Source organism: Jiulongibacter sediminis (assembly GCF_001306455.1).
GTDB lineage: Bacteria > Bacteroidota > Bacteroidia > Cytophagales > Spirosomataceae > Jiulongibacter > Jiulongibacter sediminis.
The window spans coordinates 147747-172313 of record NZ_LGTQ01000006.1; the positions used below are offsets into that span (position 1 = coordinate 147747).

The 24567-nt window shown below is 42.6% G+C and carries 21 protein-coding genes; 13 read left to right on the top strand and 8 right to left on the bottom strand.

Translation table 11 applies throughout. The features are described 5' to 3' along the window. Positions 1-7: 7 nt before the first annotated feature. Positions 8-973: an endonuclease/exonuclease/phosphatase family protein gene (locus AFM12_RS06475; protein ID WP_055145541.1), complete on the bottom strand. Its 966-nt coding sequence runs from the start codon at positions 971-973 to the stop codon at positions 8-10. Positions 974-1155: 182 nt separating this feature from the next. Here AFM12_RS06475 and AFM12_RS06480 point away from each other — a divergent pair, with 182 nt between their 5' ends. The 5 genes from AFM12_RS06480 (at position 1156) to AFM12_RS19680 (ending at position 5009) form a co-directional block, all read left to right on the top strand. Next, positions 1156-1992 (top strand): DUF547 domain-containing protein, encoded by an 837-nt coding sequence (locus AFM12_RS06480; protein WP_131458228.1) that lies wholly within the window; start codon positions 1156-1158, stop codon positions 1990-1992. Positions 1993-2128: 136 nt separating this feature from the next. Then, complete coding sequence (locus AFM12_RS06485) at positions 2129-2911, top strand: MlaE family ABC transporter permease (protein WP_055145547.1); 783 nt, start codon at positions 2129-2131, stop codon at positions 2909-2911. 15 nt (positions 2912-2926) lie between these two features. Beyond that, positions 2927-3694, top strand: a complete 768-nt coding sequence (locus AFM12_RS06490; protein WP_055145550.1) for an ABC transporter ATP-binding protein — start codon at positions 2927-2929, stop codon at positions 3692-3694. A 6-nt stretch (positions 3695-3700) separates the two neighbouring features. Then, positions 3701-4723, top strand: a complete 1023-nt coding sequence (locus AFM12_RS06495; protein WP_055145553.1) for an MlaD family protein — start codon at positions 3701-3703, stop codon at positions 4721-4723. Positions 4724-4850: 127 nt separating this feature from the next. Continuing rightward, positions 4851-5009: a hypothetical protein gene (locus AFM12_RS19680; RefSeq protein ID WP_157687308.1), complete on the top strand. Its 159-nt coding sequence runs from the start codon at positions 4851-4853 to the stop codon at positions 5007-5009. Between the two features lie 66 nt (positions 5010-5075). Here the strand turns inward: AFM12_RS19680 and AFM12_RS06500 are convergent, their stop codons facing one another. After that, entirely contained in the window at positions 5076-5453 is a 378-nt protein-coding gene (locus AFM12_RS06500) for a hypothetical protein (protein WP_055145556.1), read from the bottom strand. A gap of 150 nt (positions 5454-5603) precedes the next feature. Here AFM12_RS06500 and AFM12_RS06505 point away from each other — a divergent pair, with 150 nt between their 5' ends. Then, positions 5604-6224, top strand: coding sequence for an OmpA family protein (locus AFM12_RS06505; protein ID WP_055145559.1), 621 nt, complete (start codon positions 5604-5606; stop codon positions 6222-6224). 128 nt (positions 6225-6352) lie between these two features. Here the strand turns inward: AFM12_RS06505 and AFM12_RS06510 are convergent, their stop codons facing one another. From AFM12_RS06510 to AFM12_RS06520, 3 genes are read right to left on the bottom strand one after another with little or no spacing between them, the layout of a single operon-like run. Further along, positions 6353-6877: a DUF2911 domain-containing protein gene (locus AFM12_RS06510; protein ID WP_055145562.1), complete on the bottom strand. Its 525-nt coding sequence runs from the start codon at positions 6875-6877 to the stop codon at positions 6353-6355. A gap of 47 nt (positions 6878-6924) precedes the next feature. Continuing rightward, positions 6925-10572, bottom strand: a complete 3648-nt coding sequence (locus AFM12_RS06515) for a hypothetical protein (protein ID WP_157687311.1) — start codon at positions 10570-10572, stop codon at positions 6925-6927. 8 nt (positions 10573-10580) lie between these two features. Next, the gene (locus tag AFM12_RS06520) at positions 10581-12650 is read right to left on the bottom strand and encodes a hypothetical protein (RefSeq protein WP_055145567.1); all 2070 of its coding nucleotides are present in this window, start codon (positions 12648-12650) and stop codon (positions 10581-10583) included. 218 nt (positions 12651-12868) lie between these two features. On the opposite strand from AFM12_RS06520, the gene mutL reads away from it, so the two are divergent. From mutL to AFM12_RS06545, 5 genes are all read left to right on the top strand, one after another. Continuing rightward, complete coding sequence (gene mutL, locus AFM12_RS06525; protein WP_082391226.1) at positions 12869-14731, top strand: DNA mismatch repair endonuclease MutL; 1863 nt, start codon at positions 12869-12871, stop codon at positions 14729-14731. A 15-nt stretch (positions 14732-14746) separates the two neighbouring features. Beyond that, positions 14747-15418 carry a rhomboid family intramembrane serine protease gene (locus AFM12_RS06530; protein ID WP_082391227.1) on the top strand — a complete coding sequence of 224 codons (672 nt, stop codon included), beginning with the start codon at positions 14747-14749 and terminating at the stop codon, positions 15416-15418. A 15-nt stretch (positions 15419-15433) separates the two neighbouring features. After that, positions 15434-16342, top strand: coding sequence for a rhomboid family intramembrane serine protease (locus AFM12_RS06535; protein WP_055145575.1), 909 nt, complete (start codon positions 15434-15436; stop codon positions 16340-16342). A 100-nt stretch (positions 16343-16442) separates the two neighbouring features. Then, entirely contained in the window at positions 16443-18374 is a 1932-nt protein-coding gene (gene dxs, locus AFM12_RS06540) for a 1-deoxy-D-xylulose-5-phosphate synthase (protein WP_055145578.1), read from the top strand. After that, entirely contained in the window at positions 18374-19171 is a 798-nt protein-coding gene (locus tag AFM12_RS06545) for an AAA family ATPase (protein WP_055145581.1), read from the top strand. The genes dxs and AFM12_RS06545 overlap by 1 nt, the downstream gene beginning before the upstream one ends. A 2-nt stretch (positions 19172-19173) precedes the next feature. Here AFM12_RS06545 and AFM12_RS06550 read toward each other — a convergent pair whose 3' ends face one another. Together AFM12_RS06550 and AFM12_RS06555 are read right to left on the bottom strand one after the other, a co-directional pair. Continuing rightward, positions 19174-19866 (bottom strand): nucleotidyl transferase AbiEii/AbiGii toxin family protein, encoded by a 693-nt coding sequence (locus AFM12_RS06550; RefSeq protein ID WP_055145584.1) that lies wholly within the window; start codon positions 19864-19866, stop codon positions 19174-19176. Further along, positions 19866-20489, bottom strand: a complete 624-nt coding sequence (locus tag AFM12_RS06555) for a hypothetical protein (RefSeq protein WP_055145587.1) — start codon at positions 20487-20489, stop codon at positions 19866-19868. The genes AFM12_RS06550 and AFM12_RS06555 overlap by 1 nt, the downstream gene beginning before the upstream one ends. A 141-nt stretch (positions 20490-20630) precedes the next feature. Between AFM12_RS06555 and AFM12_RS19975 the strand changes: the two genes are divergently transcribed. Together AFM12_RS19975 and AFM12_RS06565 are read left to right on the top strand one after the other, a co-directional pair. Next, the gene (locus AFM12_RS19975; RefSeq protein ID WP_262489872.1) at positions 20631-20765 is read left to right on the top strand and encodes a hypothetical protein; all 135 of its coding nucleotides are present in this window, start codon (positions 20631-20633) and stop codon (positions 20763-20765) included. 104 nt (positions 20766-20869) lie between these two features. Beyond that, positions 20870-21472, top strand: a complete 603-nt coding sequence (locus AFM12_RS06565) for a porin family protein (RefSeq protein WP_157687313.1) — start codon at positions 20870-20872, stop codon at positions 21470-21472. A gap of 71 nt (positions 21473-21543) precedes the next feature. Here AFM12_RS06565 and secDF read toward each other — a convergent pair whose 3' ends face one another. Then, on the bottom strand, positions 21544-24495 hold the full coding sequence (gene secDF / locus AFM12_RS06570; RefSeq protein ID WP_055145595.1) for a protein translocase subunit SecDF: 2952 nt from the start codon (positions 24493-24495) through the stop codon (positions 21544-21546). Between the last annotated feature and the right edge of the window lie 72 nt (positions 24496-24567).

Here is a 24567-nt window from a genome sequence, read left to right on the forward strand (position 1 = left end):
TTTCATTTTAACTCTGCGGTAAATAGAATTTCACAAAAACTGGGAAGTGATCTGAGCCGACACTTTCTACACGTTTAAATTCAACAAGCTCAAAAGCCGGCGAACAAAAAACATGATCAAGAGGAATTCTGAACGGAGACCAGGTGGGGAAAGTAGGGTAAAATCCTCGGCCCTGGCGAGGGTCTTTTATACCGGTAAGCCGTTTGAACTTTCGGGTAACTCCGCTCCAGGCCACGTCATTTAAATCGCCAATGACTAGATGGTGCTCAAATTCAGAGCTATGAATGGCCAAAGCCGTTTTCAGAATTTCACGATCTTTCTTTTTGGCATTCAGAGCCTCTCCCGGGACAGGCGGTTTTGGGTGAAGACCATATAATTTTACGGGTAGTTTGCCCATCTTAAAACTTACTTCTACAGATGGTATATCACCTTTCACCCGGTGGATAATTTCGCCTTCATCAAATGGGAACTTACTCATCAAAATGAGTCCGTAAGTGTCATCTTTAACTTCTTTTAGAACATATGGGTAATCCAATAAAATGGTACTGAGGGCCTGATCCCAGCCGTGGTCAGTTTCCAGAAAAAACAGCAGGTCGGGATCCAGCTCTTTGACTTTAGCAATTGACCTGTCGTACTCCCGGTTCTTCTGATAAACATTAGATACATAGATACTTAAGGTGTTTTTGTTAATCTTTTCTTCGGTGGCTTTAACGGTGATTTTAGCAAGTCCCAAAAAAGGCATAATGCTGAGTAGGCAAAAGAAAAAGCTAATCACAGCTAACAGAATAGCCAGATAAGTTTTCCAACCAAAATGATCGGAAAACAACAAAAAGATAATCAATGTCAGATTTAGGACAGCGTAAAATGATTTGAAGTAATCCTGTCCGCGAATGAGCCAGAAGTCGTTACCTGTTTCCGGAATAAAGGTACCGAGGGCCAGAGCCACTGCCACGTAGAGTAAAAGAGTTTCCATATATGGCAATATAAAATTTTCGAACCATCAATTCTGTAGAACTATTGACCCATATGAGGTGAGCATTCCCGCATATAGCGGTTATGGAGCCTGAATGATACAGGAATAACTCTTTTTGCTCATAGACCACTTCCACTATTGGAAAATTGAATTGGGCCGCAAAGCCCTGTAAAACACAAATTATGAAAAAGCTGATTTATTTAATCGTACCACTGTTGCTTTCGGCATGTAATGCAGAGCAAACTCAAACAGAAGAGAAGACTGAAAATCAAACAGAACAACCAGCCGGAGAGGAATCAAAGGCCGTTAACATTGAAGAAAAAGAAGAAGGCGGTTATGCCAGAGAATCTGCCTGGGATGAGCTCCTGAAAGATCATGTAGATGACAAAGGCATGGTAGACTATGGCGGAATGAAGAAGGACAGAGAAAAGCTGGAAGGGTATCTCAAAGAGATTTCAGCTAATGGCCCGGCAAAAAACTGGTCAAAAGATGAAAAAATGGCGTATTGGATAAACGCCTACAATGCATTTACAATAAAACTAATTCTGGACAATGAAGGAGTAAGCAGTATCAAGGATATCGGGCCCGCAGCTCAGATCCCCTTTGTAAATACTCCTTGGGATATCAAGTTTATTGAGATTGAGGGTAAAAAGTACGATCTCAATAATATCGAACATGGCATTTTGAGAAAGGATTTTAAAAAAGACCCCAGATATCACTTTGCCCTGGTATGTGCCGCAAAGTCTTGCCCGAGATTGAGAAACGAGGCCTACACGGCCAAAAAGCTGGATAAGCAGCTTGAAGAGGAAGCGGAGGTATTTCTCAATAATGAGGAGAAGAACATCATCAATAATAATGAGGTGAAAATCTCGCCGCTGTTTAAATGGTACAGCAAAGACTTTGAAAGAAAAATGGGAATCGCTGAATGGATTAACACCTACTCTGATGATAAGGTAGATAAGAAAATGGACAAGTTCAGCTATACAGATTACAGTTGGGAACTCAACGGATCCTTCTAACCGAAGGTGATTCAATTATAAATCAAAAGCCGGTGGACAAAGCGTTCGCCGGCTTTTATTGTGGATTTTTCTCTACGCCCTCCACGCTTTCATCAGCGGTATAAACATTTCAAAGACGAACTCAAAAGGAGCATAAATGGGCAAAAATAAGGATGTATTTATAAGTAAGCAGATTGATGAGAAAATCGTCAACTTCAAAAACGGAGTTGATTTTGTGATTACTTTTTTCAGCGAACTTTCATTGAAAAATATAATCTGGACAGAGCTGTTTAATCAATGCTACCAGATAGGGTTGCGGTCGCTTCCTTTGATCACACTTACCGGTTTTGTGACCGGGCTTGTTTTTACACAGCAATCACGGCCTTCGCTTCAGGAGTTTGGTGCCACGTCTTGGCTTCCCAGCCTTGTGGCCATTGCTATGGTTCGGGCTCTGGCTCCGCTTGTCACTTCTATTATCGCTGCTGGCAGAGTGGGTTCAAACATCGGAGCTGAGCTGGGAAGCATGAAAGTGACTGAGCAAATAGCTGCGATGGAAGTATCGTCTGTAAATCCTTTCAACTTTTTGGTGGTGAACAGAGTGCTTGCGGCCACTATCACTATTCCTATTTTATCTTTTTACACTGCGGCTGTTGGGCTGACCGGCTCCTTCATCAATATCTACCTTAACGAGCAAACCAATTTTAACGCTTACATCATAAACGCTTTTGACAGCATAAACTTTCTGGATTTGGGCTCCGCCCTGGTAAAGGCCATCTTATTTGGTTTTACAATAGGCATGGTGGGTTGCTATAGCGGGTATAATGCAGAAAAGGGAACTCTGGGTGTAGGTAAGGCCGCAAATGCCGGAGTTGTAAAATCAATATTTATCATTTTTCTCATTGAGATTTTTGTGGTTCAGGTCACAAATTCTTTGAGATAAAACCAACCTCAACTTATGAAAGAGAACGTTTTGAGAATCAGAAACCTTTACAAATCTTTTGGCGATTTAGACGTGCTAAAGGGTGTTGACCTTGATCTCAATCAAAGTGAAAATCTGGTGGTTTTGGGTAAATCAGGAACCGGTAAATCTGTACTAATCAAAATCATTTCGGGACTAATTACAGCTGATAGCGGAGAGGTGAATGTGCTGGGTTTTGATATGAACACCATCACCAAAGAAGACCTGATTTTCTTGAGACTCAAAGTAGGCTTTTGCTTTCAAAACAGTGCCCTGTATGACAGCATGACCATCGGAGAAAATATTGAGTTTCCGCTCAAATACGCCTTGAAAACCATCAGCAGACAAGAAATTGAAAAAAGAACCGACCGGGTGCTGGAGGCTGTCGGGCTGAGACAAACAAAGAACCAAATGCCTGCTGAGCTATCGGGAGGTCAGAGAAAACGAATTGGCATTGCCCGTACAATTGTCATGAACCCCGAACTCATTCTTTATGATGAACCTACAGCGGGGCTTGACCCCATCACCTGTGTGGAAATCAATAATCTGATATTGGAGGTAAAGGAGGAATACCAGGCCAGCTCCATTATCATTACTCACGACCTTACCTGTGCCAAGCAAACCGGTGACAGGGTGGCTTTACTACTGGAAGGTTCTTTTCAAAAAGAAGGGACTTTCAGTGAAGTATTTAACAGCCATGCAGAAAACAAAGTAAAACAGTTCTATGACTACAACTTCATGGAGCAAGAAACCATTAAAATTTAGACAAACATGGAAACAGCGAAAAGAAATGCAAAAGTAGGCCTGTTTATGATTATTGGCCTGGTGATTTTCGGTGCTGGTGTGCTTCTGATCAGCAATATGCGGAAAATATTTACCAAGAAAATTGAGGCCTTTGCGGTCTTTCAGGACGTATCAGGCCTTACTAAAGGAAACAATGTACTGTTTTCAGGAGTAAAAGTGGGCACGGTTGAAGATCTGGAGTTTGTACCAAATGAAGGGGTAAAAGTCACCTTTCTGATTGAACAGAAATCTCAAAAATACATCTATAAAGATGCTGATTTGAAGATCGGCTCTGATGGCCTTATCGGCAATCCATTGCTGGTGATTAGTGGAGGCTCGGCTTCTGCGGGAGCCATAGAAAATAATCACCAGTTTAAAATCAGCAAAGAAGATACGCAGCAGGATATGCTGGCAACGCTTCAGGAAAACAATAAAAATATACTGGCCATCACTGAGGATTTGAAATCACTGATTGGCGGAATAGAGGAAGGGCAGGGGAATCTGGGAAAGCTTATCAAAGATGAATCACTATATAAACAAATAGATCAGACCCTCGGGCAGCTTAGAGTCAGCTCATATGCCATCAATGAAATGAGCAAAAACCTAAATCAGTTCAGCTCTACGCTGACAAATCCGGAGTACCTTCCATATCAGCTATCTCATGATAACTCAATCATGCCAGCACTGCAGAATACCGTTTCTAATCTGGAAAAGGGAAGCAGTTCTCTTCAAAGTACAGCTCAAAAAGCCGATAAGCTTGTGGCCAATGTCAATCAGGATTTGAGTCAGATTCTCAGCAGCGACAGTAGTGCTTTGGGTGTGCTGCTCCATGACCCTGAAATGGCCGATTACATGAAAAGCACGCTGGTGAATGTAGAAAGCGGTACTGAAAAACTGGATGATAACCTGGAGGCCTTAAAACACAGCATTTTCTTCAGAGGGTATTTCAGAAAGAAAGAAAAAGCACGTAAAGAGGCTGAAGACCGAGCACGACTTACTTCCGTTCAATGAGGTGAAGGGAATCAATTCCCCAGAATCAGATAGCATTCTACATTTTGAGTTGCCCATCTGGTCAAAAACAGCATGGAATATTTATTTGATCTAAGAAGACAAAACGAAGAACATAAATTTTAACAAAATGCTCATTTTTCTTACCACATTATTTCTCTTAGGACTCAAAGGCAAAAAAGTAGCCGGCGTTGAGGGTGATATGGGTACAGAAAGTAATGAGGAAAAGATTTTTGTTCTACGTAAGAAGCTTTTTTTCAATAAGTTGAAAAAATTTATTCGGAAATAAAACCTACGCTCTTAACAAAAAAAGCTCGCATTTCTGCGAGCTTTTTTTGATTGTAAATCTCAAGGCTTAGCTTTCAATATCAGTCTTTATTTCTTCTTTTTCGTTTTTTACCTTGGCTTCAAACGTATTCCAATCTTCGACGGCGTTGTCTTTCAAATCAGATAAGTCTTTCTCAAGTTTCTCTTTCTGCAAGTTTAACTCATCAATGACGTTATTGGCCGCGTTATCGTCATCCACGCTGTTTTCCGCTTCTTCAATCTTGTCATTGAGCTCTTCAATGGCATCGTTGAGCTCACCTTCCAGTTCGCTCATTTTGTCCTGCGTTTCGTCCATCACTTCTTCCATGGTGTCTTCTACATCATCTTGAGTGGTGTTGTTATTACAAGCTGTTGCCGTGATGAGCATAGCTACAAATCCAACACTTAATACTTTTACCTTTTTCATAATCGTTTTGTTTTAGTTCACCCGTGAATCAAAAAAGACTGTTCCGCCCCTTCAGACTGTGGAATCTATGGAACAGTCTTTTCATATAGATTTCTGAAGCAAAACAATTGATTTTGCAGATGTTAAACTCAAAATAGAAAAGGTAAGATTATGAACAAGATGATAATGAGTGCGGGCCTGTGGCTGATCATATGTGCCTGTAGTACCGGAAGAAACGCAATAACGACTACACCAAAAACAGATAATAGTAGCTACAAAGTAGTGGACGTACTGGATTCAGATGATGAGTTTCAGACAGTGGAAAACGCTTATGAGGTCGCAAACCTCGATATGGCCGTTTTTGATAAAAAAAGCCTGATGGCTGAGATTGATGAAATAAACACTTACATGGGCGAAACGGGCCATGCTTATCTGGCAGACAAAGGCATTGTGGTGTCCTTTGAGCGGGGTGATATTTTTGGCCTGAGCGATTACGTGCCTAGCAATAAGGCTCAGTCTGATTACCAGAAGCTGGTAAAAGCACTAAATACTTTTGAGGGAACTGTGATAGTGGCAGGTAAAACCAATTATTCTGCCGATGACAATTCAGCGAATGAGGCTCATAAGAGGGCCGTCAAAGTCGCCAAGTTTATTTCAAAGTCTTCTATTGACAAAAATCGAATCTTAATTGACGACCTGGGGGTAAGTTTTTCTTCGGAGATGAACAGAAACGCCCGTGTAAAAAATGACGATCGTGTGGTAGAATTTCTGATTATTCCCAAAAGAGTATAAGGTGACAGAGGTATGATTACAAAATGCCGCCCCGGTATCTAACCTGAGGCGGCATTTCATTTTTTTGAGCTCATTGGATCGCAATAGAGCAATAATAACTAGCCTATTCGGGCAGTATCGCTAATTTTCTATTTTATAGGCACATCCACTGAGGTTTTATCCCAGTTGAGGTTCATGATAACTTCATCCTCAGTTCCAAGTGACATCGAAATGGTAAACATCTCCCGACTTTCAGAGGTTTGCTCAGCAGGAACCTCCACTCTTATCAGATCATCTTCTTCACTGTAATTAGTACCCCACTGACCGGTTTGTTTATTGAGAATTATGGTCCAGTCTCCTGGTGTAGGGATAGTCCAAAGCGTGTATTCACCGGCAGGCACACTGGCTCCGGCAAAATCAACATCTCTGCTAAAATTGATCAAAGTTGCCTCGTTTGCTCCTGTACGCCAAACCTGATCATAGGGCACAAGCTCACCAAAGATAACCCTTCCTTTTACAGCAGGTTGGCAGTAGGTAACTTTAACGCTTAAATCACCCGAGGTCAGCTCGGTAGAAGTTCCCGGACTATGGCTTTTGGTCCAGTTCTTAAACACAAAAAAGAGTACAACTAAAACGGCGGCTATCGCCAGAAGAATTTTGAGTAGTTTAGGCATGAGGGAAGGATTATTATTGTTTTTCAAGAAACGACAAAGTACTCTAATTAATTCACAGAGAAGTTGAAAGAATCTGTAACGCCTTCGTCGGTATTATTGGAGGTAGAAAAAACGGACATTCCATTAACAAAAATATTGATGGTATAAGTACCAACGTTTCCACCGTCCTCCAAAACCGATACTGATGCCACATAGTCTCCCGGTGGTAATTGCATAGGGTATGTTCTCAAACCTCCCTCGGGAGTTGTTCCAAAATCACCCGCTCCGCTAATGTATAAAGAGAATACATCATCTTTCGCAGACCCGGAATCATAAATTACAATGGTCACATTATAACCGGGTTCTGCACTTACAGGTATCTCATCTTCCTGGCCTTCTCCATCATTGTCTTTTCCGTCACCAGAAAGCTCATTTCCAGTACCGCCCATGCTTATCAGCTCGGGGTCTTTGTCACTGTCCACCACGGTGCGACCAATGTCAGCGATATCTTCTTCGTTACAGCCATTCTCTTTAATTCGACTGTTCATTTCTGCCAAAGAACTCTCCTGACCGCTTATCTGATCTAAAAGAGCATTAAGGTCATACGAACCCAGATTATACTGCCCGGTTTCAGCTTCGTAAGAAGGGCATTGGCTGAGATAGCTTAATTGAAAATACAACTCTTTCCCCTGATCAATACTTCCTCGCAGATTTTCATAAGCACTCAAAGCCTGAGCGTAAGCAAAAGCGGCCATTTGATTTTGACAAAGATCTGATGCCCTGTCATTCACTTCTTTCAGAAAACGATTTTTAAAGCCGATATAATCACTCTGGAAACTATTGATTTGACCTATAACTGAAGAATATTCTGAAGCCAACGTTGCAAGGTTTTCACACTCCTCAAGAGCCTCTTCTTCCAATTCCTCTTTTAACTCTTCATCCGAAACACATTTCCCGTTTTCATCAGGAAGGTATCCGTCTTTGCAATCGCAGTTCCCGGTCGTTGTATTCAATTCAGCATTGGGGTCGCCACATTCATTGACATTGACCTGAGCCTCCGCCGATAACCCTTGTATTGTTGCCGAAATTGTGAACGTTCCTGAAACATCTCCAATACCACTAGCCCCTGAAAGGCTGACCCTGTTGGTGATATCCAAAGTCTCACCAAGTGCATTGACACCAATAACCACAAACCCAGGGTTATCCCCCACGCCTATTGTTTGCTCTGCCGGGTCGATACTAATAGCGGTGAATACATCCCCTTCCGGTTGACAATTCCCCTGAAAATCAGGACTGAAGCCCTCTTTGCATTGACAGTCACCATCAATTTCCTCAGCATTAGGGTCGGCACAGCCACCTACTGCAACTATGGCGGAGGCAGAGACTCCCCGATAGGTAAAGGTCTTTTGATGAACTCCCTCTTTGCCCGGAAAAAAGGGTTGAGGACTCACCTCTTGAGTAACATCAAAGCTTTCTCCGGTAGAGTCAGTGTAAGTTACCTGAAAACTGACCTCCTCTGAAACATCAATCCTTACTGATGACGGACTTACGGTTAAAGTAGCCTGACCTTCAGGAATTTCAGCGTCATCAGGCACACAAATTCCCTGGTCATTACGGGTATACCCTTCAATACAATCGCAGGTCTCGGTAGCAGAATTCCAGGCGGTGAATGGTTCTGTACAAGAGGTATCAGTGGGCACACTATCTGTCTCACTCACTGCCTGTTGCTCAGGAGTCAGGCATTGCGTTTGATCCTCATTCCATTTATTTGGAGATGCACAATCGCAGATATACCCTGTTTTTGCTTCATTTAAAACTTTGACTGTATTTTCTACCTCGCAGGCCACATCCGCTACACAAATCTGGTTCTCTGAATCCCAGACATAACCTTCTTTTTCTTCACACTTCTCCTGCTCTATTAGCTCTTCTTCCTCTCCCAAATCTATCCGGAGCGTGAACTGATAATATGTTCTTGAAGGAAGCTCTAACTCAAACTCCGGAGTAGTACTCACCCCTTCATAAGAAGTCAATATACCTACTCGCCTGTATTGATCAGGATCCATTCTCATATAGAACGAATACCGACCGTTTTCATCGGTGGTCAGTTTACGGCAATTATCACCGGTAAACATCACCAGAGATGGAAACGGAGGAGTAACTGTAGCTCCTTCAAGAGGTTTCTGAGTACCACTGGAAATGACCCGTCCATTGAAATAAACCGGAATATTCTTTTTGAGCTTTTCAATGATGGCGTCTAATTGATTCAGGTTATTACTAGCCCCGGCCCGGAAATAGCGGTTTTCCAGCAATTGGTCTTCCATTTGTTCTATTAATCCATCGTCAAAGGTTTTTGCACGAGAAAAGTCAAGTTGGTCATTCCCCAGGAGGCGTCTGATCCAATTAAGGTCAATGTCATCAAAAAGATACTTTTCCAGATCGGCATCATTGCAATAGCTGATATTCTGAAGGCTATTTCTTACACCTTGCTGGATAGCCGACGCTTTTTCATTGATCTGTTCCCGATACTTCGCAAAACCTGGCTCTTTAACATAAATGGAATAGATGGTAGCCAGGTCATAGTAATTTTCATTTCCTATTCGTCTCAGCCACTGGATAATAGCCCAAACATCATCTGCCCCATTTTTACCACTGGTGGCCGGGGCACCATGCCAGCTTTTGTTGAAATAAAAATAGAGATTCTTGTTCTCTTCATATATGTGATAATATGGGCCACTACTGATGGAATAAGAGAGTGGACAGGCCGAAACGACATTCGGAAATTTATCTCTGAACTGCTTTTTCTTTGTGGTAAGAGAATTATACTCTCCCTGATTATTCATACAGCCCTGCCCATAGTTTCTCTCCAGAATACCCCCTGCTCGTTTTGCCGCTGCCAAAAGCTCTTTACCCACCTCAAAAAGGTTAGCGACTATATCACCGAGTATAGGAATTTCCCCTCCGTAATTTGCTCCAAATTCAAACAGACCTTCTATGCGGCCGGTAGGATCATCCTCATTCAAAAGAGAAATCAGATTTCCCGCCATATTAATCTGAGTTCCATATTGATCATTGACTTGGGTGTATATGTTATCCATATCTCCCACAAAATCCGCGATAGGCCCTTTAAACCCCCAATTACGTACTTCGGCTTCCAGTTTTGATTCAAAATCAGGGGCCTCTTCATCCCATTCCCCTATTTTTTCAAGACCCTCTGCTATTTTCAGGATTTTAGCATTGGCATGGTTATACAGTCCCTGCAGGTCGGAATATATTTGTTGGCTTTCCTTGTCAATGACACTGTCAAAAGCATTCCCGATTTCATTTTCCACACGGGTTTTGATCATATCCTGAAGTCTTCCGCTTAAATCTGCTTTGGGGTCATAATCAGGGTCTTCCTTAATGTTGGTGTAAATTTCCTTTGCCTTATTGAAATAATCTGTGGGGGTTTCTTCAGGGTCAATCCCCCAAGCCTCGTACTGGGCCAGCATATCTTTCCAGTACGTTTGCTCCATGACAATATCTTCCGCAGAACCGTAACCTGAATCTAGCCATTCTTCTATCTGTCCCTGAATTTTGGCATTTATCTCTTCCGCAGCCTTGTTCTTAAAGGTTTCGGGGTCAAAATTATTTTCAACCACACCTTGTCCATATACCGTCAAAGAACAAATAAAGAAGCTTATAATGGGGTATATTATATTTCTCAATCTCAGTTTCATAACGGTAATTAATTATAGCCAAACCTCAGTCCTAATTGTGCCGTGAATCGGTCATTTCCAAGAACCGGCGTTCGGGTAAACTGACTGGTAAGATCTGTGTTATAGGTAAAGTATCTTAATGTGCCGAAGACCTCAGTCTGCCTCATCACTTTGGCTGAAAGATCGGTCTGAAGCTGAAGGCTTGTCGGGTTTCGCTGATAGATTTCACCAAAGACAATTTCTCCGACATTATTAATAGACTCCACGGCCGCGTTATTCACAAAACCGTACTCGTAAGCACCTCTCATTTTCCATCGGAGAATTTGTGCAATTAATAGCTCCCCTCTCACCTCAAGCCCCGCTCGCAGGCTATTTTTGTCATTTTTCAAGCTTATTTCATCCGCTTTAAGGTCAAGGTTATTGTGTAACCCTAGTAATGGCGAAATACTAAACGACTGTACTTTCACCCCCACTTTAGCATAGATATCCGTTGTAATAAAATTGGTGGCTCCCGGGTACCAATAGCGAATGTTCCCTGTGAAACTGTAATACGTTTTTGAGTTACTTTGGTAATTCATATGCAAATCTGCATGTGAAAAATCCTGATTATTCGGGAAGTAACGAGCCACCAGCTGAGTGTTCAATTGCTTGTTTCCTGAGCCATATGCCCTAAACCCCTTACCAAGGTTAATTTGATAAAAATCGGTTCGTGCGTTATTCGGAAACTGGCGGTATAAGAAAGCAAACTCTGAGGTATTGGATGTTCCGGCGTTGTTTCCTGGCTTACTTCCCCGCATACCAAAAAAGTACTTGTTATTACTTCTCAAAGGCACCAGATTAAACTGAAAAACTTCTGCATAAGCGGTAATGTTTCTTGACTTACCCAGCTCATTTCCACTTTGATACGTTATCTGGGGTTTATATCGGTTATAGTCAAAATAGGACGTTGAAGAGTTACTCAGATCAGCATTGGCTTCAATGTTCAAGGATTGATTGACCCCGGTGTTCATTAAAGCCCCAAAACTGAGAGCGTGCCTCGTGTAATTATTTTCGACACGATTATTAAACCGATTATTGAGCAACTGATATCGTAGAGACAAGCTGAGATTTTCAGACAATTCCTCTCGGGCGTTGGCAAATAAATTCAGCCTTTGATAATTATTGATCTCCCTAAAATCATCCTTGTAGTTATTGAGTTTTAGGCCGGCGTTCAGTGTACGGCCGTCAGAAGAGAAACGGTAGCCCGCACCACCATACGAGTTCCTGTAAATACTTTGTAGGGCCTCTTTTCTTGTGCCGCCTTCCAGGGTCAGAGCACTGTTGGAGTTGAGTTTGTAGGCAAGTTGTAAGCCCAAATCAGTATTGCCCGTTTTTTGCAATTCGTCAGCAGAAGAGGCAAACGAACGGTTAAAGCTAGATGTTCCAAAAGCCAATCGGCCGTTAACCGAAACCCTTTGAGCTATTTGACTGTCAACCTTTTCTTCAACCAAAAAGCCCTCGAAATCACGTGCGTAAAGAAGGTCTGAGTACCGTTTCTTTTGCTGAATAGCTTTAAAAACTTCAGAATTTCCATCGTCGGTATCTTTGGCTAGCTTCTCAGCACTCTCGTAAAGTTGTATGATGGAGGCATAAGTTTCATTGGCCATACCGAGCAGAGCCGCCTTCTTAGAGCCCGAGGGCAAGCTTATTCCCAAATCATTGGCACCGGCACTTTCGGCAAAACGCTCTACATACAATTCAGAAAGCCATCCACGCTGACCGGAGGTGGTTTCTATCTGATAATAGCGGTTTTGGTAATCGAGAATTTCATATTCCTGATTTTGAAGAATTTCATCTGGCAAGGGTACTGGGTTTGCAGGATCATTAATAAGAACAGCTGATTGAGAAATAATCCTGATTTTATCCTCTTGCAGAACATCAGGGGTTTCTCCATGCCATTGCTCAGAGAGCTTTAACATGGTGTAAAGGCGTGTATTTATTTTTTTCTGTATCGAGACCAGGGCGTCTGATTTCTCAGATTGAGCCGGAGCTATAACAGACACGAAAAACAGAAGAAAAATAGTCGCCAGTGAGACCGGAGGTCTTGGCATAGTTTTCATAGTTAACGGCTGGTTTTCTTAGCTTTCTTGAAAATATTTCTACTCAATGAGCAGAGGTAAGTGATTCACTTTGAGCAGATAAGTTACAAAAAAATGTTTTGTAATAAAATTGTCAACATCCCCAAGAAGGATATGTTTATAAAAAAGGAGACTCTGCTTAAAGAAAAAGAACTATACTCCCCACCTTTGTAATAAACCTGCTGACGCGAAAGCACATCATGGACATCATTCATCTTTTATCAGACAATATTGCGAACCAAATAGCTGCAGGTGAGGTAGTGCAGCGGCCAGCATCTGTGGTAAAAGAGTTGCTTGAAAATGCCATTGATGCTAAATCTTCAATGGTCAAACTGATCATCAAAGACTCTGGCAAAACACTGGTTCAGGTTATAGATAATGGTGTCGGCATGTCAGTCACTGATTGCCGGATGAGTTTTGAGCGGCATGCCACTTCAAAAATCAGCACGTCTGAAGATCTTTTTGCCATCAGAACCATGGGATTCCGTGGCGAGGCACTGGCTTCTATTGCTGCTGTAGCCCAGGTGGAGGTTCGCACACGGAGAGAAGAAGATGAACTTGGCACAAGCCTCAGCATTGAGGGCTCGGAGTTTAAAGGTCAGGAGCCAGTTTCTACCCCGGTGGGCACTAACCTGATGGTAAAAAATCTGTTTTACAATGTACCAGCCCGCCGCAAGTTTCTCAAAACCAATCCGGTGGAAATGAAGCACATTCTCGACGAATTTCAGCGGGTAGCCTTGGCTCATCCTGAGGTTGGTTTTGAGGTTTATCATAATGACATAGAACTCTATAAATTGCCGGAGGCCAAACTAGCTAAACGTATTGTTGACGTTTTCGGGAAAAACTATCGTCAGCAGCTTGCGGCCTGTGAGGAGAACACATCCTATGTAAATATCAGCGGTTATGTGGGCAAGCCTGAGGCCGCCAAGAAAACCCGTGGCGATCAGTACTTTTTTATCAATCACAGGTTTATCAAAAGTCCGTACCTGCACCACGCCATCACCGGAGCTTTTGAGGGGACTATTCCGGATGGTCACCACCCGTTTTATGTACTCAATATTGAGATTGACCCCTCACACGTGGATATTAACATCCATCCGCAGAAAACGGAAATCAAATTTGATGATGAGAAAGCAGTTTACAGCATTTTACGATCCGCGGTGAGGCAAGCCATTGGTGTTTACAACCTGACGCCAAGTATTGATTTTGAGTCAGATATCAATTTTGCCAATCTCACCTCTCAGCCCTTGCCCGAGAAAAGACCGACAGCCTTTCAGCAGTCCGGCTCAGCCATTGGCAATTTTGAAAATAAGAAATCGTCTGCTGCAAACAGCGATTGGAAGAAACTATATGAAGGCCTTGAAAGTGCTGCCAATTTTCAACGCTCGGCTCCACAGGTTTCTATGGGCTCAAAGGCCAACTTCAGCACCTCAGACTATACAGAGCCGGTAAAACAACAAAGCGAGTTTGTTAAACCCGAAACCGAGGAGGTGGATGCTGTGCAAATTCATCAGAAATATCTGGTATTACAGGTTAAAAGCGGGATGTTGCTGATTGACCAAAAGGCAGCCTGGGAGCGAATTCTTTTTGAGCAATACGAGAAAAACCTGGCGAACAGATCAGGAGCTTCGCAACAATTGCTTTTTCAAAAAACACTCAATCTCAAACCGGAAGAGTTTGCTCTGGCAGAAGAACTCAAAGAAGAAATTCATGCTCTGGGCTTTGGTTTTGAGGTTTTTGGCAAAAATAGTTTGATCATCAATGGTATCCCGGCCGAGCTGGGTGATGAAGAAGGGGCAGCGGCATTGCATGACCTCATCAGACAGTTTAAAGAAAACCAAACCGACCTGAAACTGGATAAAACCCAAAACCTTGCCCGTTCACTTGCCAAAAGAACGGCCGCCCGCTCTGTCAAAAAAATGGACAAGCGTGAAATCAGCAGTCTGATCAACCGCCTTTTTGAGAGTAGCATGCCCACTTACACGCCTGGTGGTCAGAAAATAATGAAAATCATACCGTTGGAAGAAATAGCCGAACTCATTTCAGGCTCAGGCGGTTTTTAAACAATACTTAAAATTATGTTTGACAGAATAACTCCGATGGTCAAAAATCTGCTGATAGCTAATATCGCAGTGTTTTTATTATCGATGTTAGCGAGAGAGTTCTTCTTCGCAAATTTTTCCTTTTTCAATCCCATTTTGCCTGGCAATGATCAGCTCTTGAATCCTAACTTTCATTTCTGGCAAATCATCACTTACATGTTTATGCATGGAGGTATTGGTCATCTTTTCAGCAATATGTTTGGGCTTTTCATCTTTGGCTCTACCCTTGAGACCTACATGGGTTCTAAAAAGTTTCTAACATACTACCTAATTACCGGAATTGGAGCGGCGGTACTGAATTCGCTGCTCAATACCTATGAAATGACTCAAATGGTGGTAGCCTCTGAGCCTTATTGGCGACAGGCCGTTACGCCTATGGTAGGAGCCTCCGGAGCTATTTTTGGTATCCTTGTGGCCTTTGGAGTGTTGTTCCCAAATGTCGAATTGATGCTTTTATTTTTCCCGGTTCCTATCAAAGCCAAATATTTTGTAATTTTATATGGTCTGTATGAGCTATACGCAGGTACAGCAGGCCTTCAGCAGGGGGTAGCCCACTTTGCACACATTGGTGGTCTAATCACTGGATTCGTCCTTCTGAAGTTTTTTGGGTTTGATCAACGATCAGGCCCGAGTTTCCGTAGATGGTAAAAATTCTAATAAAGAATGGGGAGTATTGGAGATGACATAAGGCAGGCTTTTAGCAGAGGAAACAGCTCAAGTATTCAGTTGATTCTGGTTAACTTATTTGTTTTCATAGGTCTCTTTTTGGTCAAACTTACCCTCTCTGTCTCCGCCGAAACAAAGCCTATTGCCGACGGCATGAATGAGAACCTATGTCTCAGTGCTGATGTTCCGGGCTTTTTACTTCACCCCTGGGCTTTACTTACCTACGGATTTATCAATAGCTCCATTCTGCAGCTGCTTTTTAATTCAATCGCTCTCTACTGGTTCGGCCTTCTGGTCCAAGATTTCATCGGTAGTCGTAAGCTCATTAACATCTATTTTCTAGGTTACATTTTTGCCGGGGTCTTCTACCTCGTATCGTACAACTTAATCAATATGACCAATGCCACGGTGAGCATGAGCTCATTGGTGACAGGCTCTAACGCTGCCGTTTACGCCGTCATGTTTGCCACTGTTACGCTGATTCCCGATTATGAGTTTTACTTTTTCAGAAGATTCTACATCAAAATAAAATACATTGCTCTGGCCTTTCTGGTGTTCTCTTTTTTCAATCCGACTTCCGGAATTCTCAATCTGGGTGGAGCCGGGCTTGGATACTTATACATCAAAATGCTGAGACTCGGTATTGATCTGGGGTCACCAATTGAGGCTGTACAGGATTGGATCGGCAGCATCAGCACCCGTAAACCGCCGAAAAGAGCTTATAAGTCCAAAAAGTTCAGTCATTCCACAGTTGGTAAGCAGGGAAATTATAATGTCAAGCAGGAAGAAAGCTATATCCCTGATCAGGAAGAAGTGGACGCCCTGCTCGATAAAATAAGTGTTTCAGGATATGAGAGCCTGACCAAAAAAGAAAAAGAACGGCTCTTTAGAGCTTCAAATAGCTAAAGTCTTGGGCTTTTTATTTTGAGGTGGTATTGAAACATTCGTTTATTCGTAGTTTTGTCTCAATAAAAGGCTTTTAAGGCCCCGATAAAACCATAAAATTATGCTCGTAACGCCGGGTAATTTATTAGCTCAGGTTAACACACCGGAAGATCTTCGGAAACTCTCTAAAGATCAACTACCTCAGTTTTGTGATGAACTCCGTCAATACATTATTGACACGGTCTCTATCAATGGTGGCCATTTTGGAGCCAGTTTAGGAGTGGTAGAATTGACTGCGGCATTGCACTATGTGTATAATACTCCTGATGACAAGCTCATCTGGGATGTGGGCCACCAGGCTTATGGGCACAAAATCATAACTGGTAGAAGAGATAAATTTTATACGAATCGTATTTATGGTGGCCTCTCGGGTTTCCCGAAGATTTCAGAAAGTAAGTACGATGCTTTTGGAGTAGGGCACTCCTCAACCTCCATTTCCGCAGCTTTAGGAATGGCCGTGGGTTCACTTCACAATGGCGACAAAAATGCTCAACATATCGCGGTTATTGGTGATGGGGCCATGACCGCCGGGCTCGCCTTTGAAGGTATGAACCACGCCGGCTCTATTCAGGATGCCAATTTGCTGATCATTCTCAATGACAACTGCATGTCCATAGACCCTAACGTAGGGGCTTTGAGAGAATATCTGACGGATATTACGACCTCAAAATCGTATAATAAGGTCAAAGATGAAGTCTGGAATTTGCTCGGCAAAATGAGCACTTTCGGTAAAAGTGCCCGTGAAATTGTTTCAAAAATTGAAACTTCTCTCAAAGGAGCCGTAACAGGCAATAGCAATTTCTTTGAGGCTCTCAATCTCCGCTATTTCGGCCCTATTGATGGGCATGATATTGACCATCTGGTACATGTGATGGAGGATTTGAAAAATATCCCTGGTCCAAAGATTTTGCACTGCTTAACCAAAAAAGGAAAAGGCTATGAACCAGCGGAAAAAGATCAAACCAAATGGCACGCCCCGGGACTTTTTGATAAACTGACCGGTGAAATTAAGAAATCAAACTCTCCTATTCCGCAACCTCCGAAATACCAGATTGTATTCGGGAAAAGTATTGTGGAATTAGCGGAAAAAGACAAAAAAATTGTAGGAGTTACCCCCGCAATGCCCTCTGGCTCTTCACTCAATATAATGATGGAAGCCATGCCTGACAGAGCCTTTGATGTGGCTATAGCAGAGCAACATGCCGTCACTTTTTCGGCCGGTATGGCTACGAAAGGACTGACGGTATTTTGCAACATCTATTCCACTTTTATGCAGCGGGCGTATGATCAGGTGATTCATGATGTTTGCCTTCAGAAATTACCTGTGATTTTCTGTCTGGACAGAGCTGGATTTGCAGGTGCTGATGGCCCTACGCACCATGGTGCTTATGACATTGCCTTCATGCGATGCATCCCGAACATGATCGTCTCAGCTCCGATGAATGAAGAAGAGCTTCGTAATCTCATGTACACTGCAACGCTTGATAAAATTCAGAACGGAACAGATGCCTTCACCATTCGATACCCGCGAGGTAATGGGGTGATGGTAGACTGGCAAAAGCCTTTCAGTGAAATAGAAATCGGCAAAGGCCGCAAAATAAAGGATGGTGAAGATGTCGCTGTTCTAACAATTGGTCATGTCGGTAATTACGCCGTCGAAGCCACCAAAGAACTGGAAAAAGAGGGGCTTGATGTCGCTCATTACGACCTCCGTTTTGTGAAGCCTCTGGATGAAGAAATGCTTCATGCAGTCTTCCAAAATTTCAATAAAGTGATCACCGTGGAAGATGGCTGCCTGCAAGGTGGTATGGGTTCTGCTGTACTTGAGTTTATGGCTGAAAACGGTTATTCGGCTCAGGTAAAACGCCTTGGTATCCCTGACAGACTGGTAGAGCATGGCGAGCAACTGGAGCTTCAAAGAGAATGTGGTTTTGATGCAGAAGGTATAGCGGATGCTGTTCGGGAGATGGTTTCGGCCAAAATGCTGGCCTGATGCCTCCTCTATTAAAGTCAGTCAGTATAAGAAATTATCCTCCGTCGCAGGAGTTTCCATTTAATCTACCATTGATTCAAAATTTGGGTGTTGTTCAATTCAAAAAGAACATCACCTTTTTTGTTGGTGAAAACGGAGCTGGCAAAAGCACACTGCTTGAAGCTATAGCAGCGAAAATGCGGTTACCAGCCGCTGGTTCAGAAAGTGTAGATTTTGACCCCTCACTGGAAGCTGCCCGATTTCTCGGAAGATTTCTGAGCTTAGGTCAAACCATCAAGACCACACACGGCTTTTTCTCCAGAGCTGAAGACTTCATAGGGTTTGTCAAAAATATTCAACGCCAAATTGCCGAACTCAACCGAGAAATAGAGGACATAGAAAACACCTGGCAGGGCGGCGATATTACATTGGCACTTGGCCCACTCAAAGGAGAAAAGCAAGCTTTGATCAACAGGTATGGCGGGGACCTTGACGCCATGAGCCATGGCGAAGGTTTCCTGAAATTCTTCCTTTCCAGAATCACGGCGAAAGGCGTTTATCTAATCGATGAACCCGAGGCTGCCCTTTCTCCACAACGACAGCTTTCATTGATTTCCCTCATCCGCCAAAAAGCCGAAACGCAGGACTGCCAGTTTATCATTGCCACGCACAGCCCCATCATCATGGCCATGCCAGAAGCCGATATTCTTGAATTCAAAGAAGGACAAATCAACCCGGTTAGTTACCGCGAAACCGAGCACTACCAAATCACGAAACAGTTTCTGGACAGGCCGGAGGCGTTTTTGAGGGGGTTGTGAAGTTATTGAATAAAAGTTTCCATAATTTGGATTATCCTACCTGCTCTCAAAGAGGAATTTGAGGGTTCAATATTACTTATAATTTCCTCCTCAATATTCGGTCTTTCCAATAAGCTCCTAATTTCAATTCTAAGATATCCGATCGCCGGATTTTCCCTTAATTGAAGCTCTTCAATAATGTTTAACCGATTATCAAAAACATAGATGATGTCCTCAAAATCACTATTAAATCGGAAATCTTTACCGTGACGAAACGAGTTCAACGCCTCAAACTTTGATGCCAGAAAATACTCAAGATTGAAAATCAGGATTTCAATATCTTCATCAAAAGTTATCGTCGAAGTATTCCTCAGTCCCTCTTTGTACCATGAATTCGTAAAACCAAGAACATTACTATCTTCCGGCATCACATCTACAACTATGTCATGGTATTTGTAGCGGCATATGACTCCTGAATCCATATCATTTTTAAAACCAATTGCTCTTAGTTTTTCCTCAAGAATAGCATGGTTTGATCGGTTTATAATTTCAATAAGAACGTCTATATCATCCGTAGGCCTTACTTCTCCCCTTGCAGGATCATCAGTGTAAAGTTCAACCACAGCCCCACCTACAAAAACGGCTTTATTTTTAAGCTCAGAGAGAGCTTTTGCCACAACTTTCAGGCGTATAATATTCTTGTAGTTATTCACCATTACTCCATTATTCTATTTTTTAGCAATTCTGCTGAAAGGTTGAAAACCCTGGTATTGCCTGTTCTAAGGCCATCCGTTAAAGTCAGTAGTTCATATAGGTGAGTTTTGTTCTTAATTACATTCGGTACGGTTTTATATAAAGGCTCTATAATTAACCCCCTCACATTACCCTCTGGATGCTCCCAGACATAATTTTCATCGGAAAATATTTTTTCCTTCAACGGAGGTGCCGAATGGGCGGTAGCAAATCCACGGCCAATTCCTGAAGGTCTTGTTGGGAAAACATACTTAAGGCCATAGATTAGAAAATCTAAAAAAGCCTGTTTGTTTACAGACTTCATACTTACATCACGTATTAAACCAGAATATTCAGAGCGGCGTAGCGATTCAGAAATTTCAGATTCACTTAACTGTAAATTATATGCCATTTCTTTATTTGTAACGGGAATGTTGGCAAAAGGCGAGAGGTCTGCAAAGTGTATTTCAAGGTTTGAATCTGAAGCACCCCCTTTTTTCGATAATTTTTTTTGGGATTCGTTCCATACCCGAATTTTTTTCCAATCTGCCAGAATTGCCAGAATAATCAGGACGTCCTGAGGCCGCATTCCACTATGTTTTCTCATGTTTACTTATTTGTGATTCGCAATTTGCAAATTGCGAATCACAAATTCAAGCTTCGTCTAAAATAACTCAACTCCTGTATACGGTTTTCACCGAAGTAATCAATTCTATATCACAAATGGTCAACACTATTCCCCATCATCATGGCCAAGCCCGAAGCGGATATCCTTGAATTTAAAGACGGGCAAATCACTCCTGTTAGCTACCGCGAAACCGAACATTATCAGATCACGAAACAGTTTCTGGACAGGCCGGAGGCGTTTTTGAGGAGGTTGTGAGAGTCCCTTTCTAAAAGAATTGTGGTAGCTTTTCCACACTTTTTTATAGAGAAATGCCATGGTACGTGCTTTTTTGGTGTGTTATCAAACAAATAACACAAATCATGAAAAAGTTAATTACCGGAATCGCTGTACTTACCGCCTTTCTTTTTTCTACTTCTATTTCAAAAGCTCAGGATACATCCTGGGGTCCAATGGTCGGCCTAAATGCTGCAACATTGGTCGATATGCCACTTAATACTTACAAGCCTGGCGTTAACCTTGGTCTATTTCTGAACCATTCAAACAGGGAGAGAACGGGGATCAAGGTCGAGGCTACCTATAGTCAAATGGGAACCCTCTTTAATGGTTTTGACCAGCGAGTTGAAATGCACTACATTCAGGTACCCCTTTACGGAGTGTGGTATCTAAATGACCGCGGAAATGATTTCAGGCCTAAGCTGATGATTGGGCCATATGTGGGCTTTCTGATGAACGCTACAGGAAGTAATACGACAGATAATCAATTTATTACTGAAAACTTTAACTCTTTGGATTTCGGAGGAAAAGGAGCCTTCGGTTTTAATTGGAAGATTAGCCCGAGAGTTTGGTTAAACTCTGAGTTTTATGTTGGGGGCAGCTTCGCTAACATTTACAAAACAGATATTATCAATATCAAAAACCGAAGCTTTGGGTTGAATGCAGGACTAAGCTTCCCTTTGAATTAAAAGATATTGACAAACAAAAATCCCTCAACCGTTACCGGATGAGGGATTTTCAATTTAAAAGGCTGATAAACTTAGGCTTTTGCCTCCGCTGCTTTAAGTCCTTCTTCTTTCTCTTTGGTTAGCTGTCTTTGCATCGCATCTACTACAATAGGAGCAGCAATATAAAGTGAAGAGTACGTACCCACAATTACACCAAGGAACATCGCGAAGATGAAACCACGGATGGTCTCACCACCGAAAATCAAAAGGATAAGGAGTACCAAAAGCGTTGCAATACCCGTAACCGCAGTACGGCTTAATGTGCTGTTCAAGGCATTATTGATAACCGTTGCGATACTTTCATTGGCTTTACGCTTATCATTGAGGTATTCACGAACACGGTCAAACACTACCACGGTATCGTTCATGGAGTAACCCATCAAAGTCAATACCGCACCCACAAAGGCCTGATCTACATCCAATGAGAATGGAAGAATACCATTGAAGATGGAGAAGATACCCAAAATCACCAATACATCGTGGAACACCGCCACCACAGCACCAAAACTAAAGGCCACACTGCGGAAACGAATGTAGATATAAATAAACGTCAGAATCAAGGAGTAGAAAATGGCTTTCAATGAAGACCAAATCGTATCGTTTGCAATAGTAGGTCCTACTTTTGAGGAACTCACTACCTCACCAGCGTTACCGTCAATATTGGCAACAACACCGTTGATTTGCTCCTGAATCTCAAGCTCTACGTTCGGGTCAGTATTCTCAATCTGGTAAGCCGTTGTAATCTTAACCTGATCAAAACCACCGAAAGTTTTCACCTCAGCCGTAAAGCCAGCGTCTTCCATGGCTTTTCTTACGTCTTCGGTAGCTACAGTGTTTTCAAACTTGGCTACATACGTACGACCACCTTTGAAATCAACACCCAGACCAAAACCTCTTATACCAATAGAGATAGCACCGGCAATGATAATAGCCGCAGAAACCATGTAGAATTTCTTACGGTTATCCACGAAGTTGATGTTCGTGTCTTTGAAAAGTTTCTCAGACCAGTTGGTAAAGAAAGTAACTGTCTTACCCTTTTTGATATAGTGTTCAAAAATCAATCTTGAGATGAAAATTGCACAGAAAAGGGAAGTGAAGATACCGATCAAAAGAGTCGTTGCGAAACCAAGTACCAGACCTGTACCGAAGATGAAGAGGATTATACCCGTAATCAACGTCGTTACGTTGGAGTCAATGATTGACGGCATCGCAAATTTGAAACCGTTTCTTACTGCAGTTGCAAAAGGCTTGCCTTCATTAAGCTCTTCCTTCACACGCTCATAGATCAGTACGTTGGCATCCACCGACATACCTACTGAAAGTACCATACCCGCAATACCTGGTAGTGTAAGGGTAGCACCAAAAGAGGCCATCACACCCAAAAGCAACACAAGGTTAACCACAAGAGCCACGTTGGCAATCCAACCGGCTTTATTATAGTAAATCAACACGAAAATAAGTACCGCCAACAAACCAACTACTGATGAAATAACACCGGCACGTACGGCACTGCTACCTACTGAGGCACCTACTACGGCCTCCTCAATGATGTTGGTAGGGGCAGGAAGTTTACCTGCTTTCAATACGTTTGCAAGGTCACTGGCTTCTTCAAGCGTAAAGTTTCCGGAAATAGACGAGTTGCCACCAGTGATCTCCTGATTTACGTTTGGTGCAGAGTATACAAAACCATCAAGAACGATAGCTACTCGCTGGCCTACATTAGCTGCAGTAAGCTCTCTCCACTTTCTTGAACCAGTAGCATTCATTTGCATACTAACATCAGGGCGACCGGTTGTAGGATCATAATCCTGACGGGCGTTTGTAATCACATCACCTTCCAGAGGAGCATTGCCAAGGTTTTTCACAAAATACAAACTCACCAACTCTTCATTAGTTGATGTATTCATGAAAGGCTTAACGTCGTAAACAAAACTTAAGTCGTTCGGGAAAAGCTGTTTTACAGCATTTCTGTTCAATAGTTCATTTACACGGGTAGTGTCTTTAACTCTAACAGCAAGACCGTTGCCCGTGTTGATAAACAAATTGCTCAATGAATTGCTGTTGAACAATGAATCAGTTGCAGCTCCTGTAGAGTCAGCACCAGAACCAGTTAACTGAGCAGCAAGGTCATTTGCTAAAGCCGAAGTGTCTGTAGCAGCCTCCTGCTCGTCAGCTCTGTCTTCAATGCTGCTTAATCTTGCTTCAAGATCCTGCTGATTCAGGTAACCGGAAAACGCATCAAGAGATGGCCCGATTTCGTTTGGCTCATAAACCTCTACAAACTCAAGCTTGGCAGCCCCAGACAGTAACTTACGAACACGCTGAGGGTTATCAATACCCGGCAATTCCACTTGAATACGGTTTGTACCCGGCAGTTTTTGAAGGTTCGGGTTAGCTACACCGAACTTATCTACACGTGTTTGAATAATGTTAAACGCACGGTCAAAAGCTCCGTCTACTTCAGCTTTCAGATAATTTGATACATCAATATCTGAAGAGTTAAGGCTTAACTCACCACGGTTAGCTGCTGTTGAGAAAATTCTCGCAAGGCTGGTGTTTGGAGCCAGTTTTTTGAATTCTTCCACAAAAAGATCAACGAAATGATCTGAGCTTGTTACTGCTCTCTCTGCTGCATTGTCAATGGCCTGTCCAACACGAGGATCACGTGTTCCGCTGGCTAGTGATTTCACGATATCATTAGGAGAAACCTCCAGGATAACATGCATACCACCCTGAAGGTCAAGGCCAAGACCAAGCTCCTGTTTTGTCAGGTCTTCTAAAGTAGTTCCTAAAAATACAGGTTGCTTCCACAAGGAATCCAGGTAACGCTGCTTTAATTGTGGGTCAATATTGCCATCAACCGTCATGGCTGCAGCCTCAGCATCATTACGAATACTGTTTGCTTTAAATGTTCTGATCAGATAGTAGGCACTCACGGAAAGTAATATGACGACAAGTGCCAAAATTCCACCTCTGTTTCTCATAGTAAATGATGTCTTTGGTCCCGAACAAAGACGATTTTAATGTGATAAATCAACTGCCGGGTACAGTCGATT